The organism is Polaromonas sp. P1_G4 (assembly GCF_056405475.1).
Genome location: NZ_JBFUCA010000784.1, coordinates 1 through 1,399, shown reverse-complemented (window position 1 = coordinate 1,399; position 1,399 = coordinate 1). Strand labels below are relative to the sequence as shown.

The window sequence follows — 1,399 nt, the reverse complement described above, 5'->3', positions numbered from 1 at the left end:
GTTCATGGACACCCTGGATTTGGCGCTGGCATTTTCCAAAACAAAGTCCATGCAGGCCCCCGTGCCAGAAAAAACCGCATGAACACCGAATTCGACATCCTGAACGGCAGCATCCTGGTGGTGGACGACCAGCCCGTCAATGTGCAGTTACTCGAGCAGTTGCTGGCAGGCGCCGGCTATACCCAGGTCAGATCCACCATGAATTCGCTGGAGGTAGCCGCGCTGCACGCAGAGCACCGCTTCGACCTGATCCTGCTCGACCTGAAAATGCCCGGCATGGACGGCTTCCAGGTGATGGAAGCACTCAAGGAAGACCAGCACGATAAATACCTCTCTGTCATCGTGCTGACCGCGGAGCCGGCCCACAAGCTGCGCGCCTTGCAGGCCGGCGCCAAGGATTTCATCAGCAAACCGTTTGACCTGGTCGAAGTCAAGACGCGCATCCACAATGCGCTGGAAGTGCGCCTGCTGTATAAAAAGCTGGAAAACTACAGCAAGCTGCTGGAGCTGGCCATGCAACAGAGCACCGCAGAAACCGACGAAGCGCGAAGCCGCTAATAGCGTCTGGCTGGACCAGGCGGCCAGGCCCATCCCTCTAGTCTGCGGCCCGCATTTACTGCTTGAGCTTTTCAAGCAGGAAGTCGATGAACAAGCGCACCCGCAAGGGCACGTGCCGACCATGCGGGTACAGCAGTGAAAATGGCCGGGACCGCCCCGCAAAAGGCTGCAACACCTCTTGCAGCCGGCCCTGGCGCAAGTCTTCCTCGACGATAAAACGGTAAGTCTGCAGCAGGCCCGCGCCATGCCGGGCCAGCGTCACCCCACCCAGCAGGTCTTCCGAGCAGCAATATCCACCGCTGGTCGCCACCTCCAGCGCCTTGCCTGCATCGCTGAACAGCCACGGAATTTTCTGCCCGCTGCTGGGCAACAAAAACTGGATGCAGTCATGCTGCTGCAAGACCTCTAGCGAGGTTGGGGTTCCCGCCTGCTGCAGGTACGAAGGCGCAGCCACCACCACCAGCGCGGCATCTTCCAGCTTGCGCGCGACCAGGCCTGAGTCGGGCTGTGCGCGCCCGCGTATAGCCAGGTCGTAGCCCTCGTCGGCAAAGTTGACATTGCGGTTGCTCAGGTTGACCTCAACCTGCACCGCTGGATAGAGAGCCCGAAAAGCCGGCAGCAGAGGCAGCACGCGGTAATGCCCGTAAGGCGTGGGCAGGCTGATGCGCAGCACGCCGGCAGGCACCAATTGCTGACCCGTGGCTTCGCGCTCGGCCTCCACCAGCTGCCCCAGGGCCTGCCGCGCCTGCTCAAAATAAGCGCGGCCGGCCTCGGTCAGCCGTATCTGCCGCGTCGTGCGCGTGAAGAGCCGCACGCCCAGCCTTTCCTCCAGACGCGACAC

2 protein-coding genes are annotated in these 1,399 nt (G+C 61.8%); one reads left to right on the top strand and one right to left on the bottom strand.

The genetic code is table 11. From position 1 onward, the window contains the following. Positions 1-78 precede the first annotated feature (78 nt). The gene (locus AC1D1X_RS23305; protein WP_477671676.1) at positions 79-558 is read left to right on the top strand and encodes a response regulator; all 480 of its coding nucleotides are present in this window, start codon (positions 79-81) and stop codon (positions 556-558) included. A gap of 55 nt (positions 559-613) precedes the next feature. Here AC1D1X_RS23305 and AC1D1X_RS23300 read toward each other — a convergent pair. Then, on the bottom strand, positions 614-1,399 hold a 786-nt coding region (locus tag AC1D1X_RS23300), incomplete at its 5' end, for a substrate binding domain-containing protein (RefSeq protein WP_477699345.1).